This is a genomic window from Klebsiella sp. 28, assembly GCF_018223905.1.
Taxonomy (GTDB): Bacteria; Pseudomonadota; Gammaproteobacteria; order Enterobacterales; family Enterobacteriaceae; genus Klebsiella; species Klebsiella pneumoniae.
Genome location: NZ_JAGRQY010000325.1, coordinates 1 through 1,361, shown reverse-complemented (window position 1 = coordinate 1,361; position 1,361 = coordinate 1). Strand labels below are relative to the sequence as shown.

Here is a 1,361-nt window from a genome sequence, read left to right as displayed (position 1 = left end):
AAATAGGCGTCAGCATAGCCGTTCCCGACCGCCTGCATAAAGGCGAAGCAGTGGTCAAAATCCGGGGTGTTCAGGTCGTCAAAGAACAGACCGCCGATGCCGCGCTGCTCCTGGCGGTGCTTGAGATAGAAGTAATCATCGCACCATTTTTTATAGCGCGGATAGACTTCCTCGCCGAACGGCAGACACAGATCGCGGGCGGTACGATGCCAGTGGACGGCATCCTCTTCAAAGCCGTAGTAAGGGGTTAAATCAAAGCCGCCGCCGAACCACCACACCGGGTCGGCGCCAGGCTTTTCGGCAATAAAAAACCGCACGTTGGCATGGCTGGTGGGCACGTAGGGGTTCAGCGGATGAACCACCAGCGAGACGCCCATGGCTTCAAAACTGCGTCCGGCCAGCTCCGGGCGGTGCGCGGTGGCGGAGGCAGGCATGGCGTCGCCATGGACGTGGGAAAAGTTGACCCCCGCCTGCTCGAACACCCGGCCTTCGCGCAGCACCCGGCTGCGTCCGCCGCCACCGCCTTCCCGCTGCCAGGCATCTTCAATAAACGGCGCGCCATCCACGGCGCTCAGCTGCTGACAGAGGCTGTCCTGGAGCTGGAGCAGAAAAGTTTTTACCTGCGCGGCATCGGGTTTCATTAACGTCTCTTCGAATGGGCTTTCTGGTTATCGAACCAGTGGAAATAGCTGATAATGCCGTTGGCAATCGCGGTGGCGATTTTCTGCCGGAAGGCGGTGGTGCCGAGCAGTTTCTCCTCGTTCGGGTTGGTGATAAACGAGGTTTCCACCAGCACGGACGGTATGGATGGTGACTTCAGCACCACGAACGCCGCCTGCTCGGTATTGCGGCTGTGCAGCTTATGTACCGGCTTGATCTTTTTCAGGATATGCGAGCCCAGCGTCAGGCTGTTTTTGATGGTGTCGGTCTGCACCAGATCGAACAGTACCTGCTGCAGCAGATGGTCTTTATCCGTCGCTTTCTTACCGGCGACCTCATCGGCGCGGTTTTCGCGATCGGAGAGGTATTTCGCCATGGCGCTACTGGCGCCGCGGTTTGACAGGGCGAACACCGAGGCGCCGGCGGCGCTCGGGTTGGTAAAACCATCGGCGTGGATTGACATAAACAGATCGGCGCCGTGCTGATGGGCGATCTCCACGCGGTCGTAAAGCGGGATAAAGGTATCCCCGGTGCGGGTCAGGCGGGCGTCGATGCCGTTGCTGCGCAAAATGCTGCGCACGTTCTTAGCGATCGCCAACACCACATGCTTCTCTTTCGAGCCGTTATGGCCGATAGCGCCGGTATCGATGCCGCCGTGGCCCGGATCTAACATTACAATCCGGCGACCCCCGGTCTTTTTG

Annotated in this window: 2 protein-coding genes; both read right to left on the bottom strand. The window is 59.4% G+C overall.

The features are described from left to right. Positions 1–641 (bottom strand): oxygen-dependent coproporphyrinogen oxidase (gene hemF, locus KHQ28_RS28870; protein ID WP_211777814.1); only part of this gene is annotated, 641 nt, incomplete at its 3' end. Further along, positions 641–1,361 (bottom strand): N-acetylmuramoyl-L-alanine amidase AmiA (amiA, locus tag KHQ28_RS28865; protein ID WP_211777813.1); only part of this gene is annotated, 721 nt, incomplete at its 5' end. The genes hemF and amiA, both read right to left, overlap by 1 nt.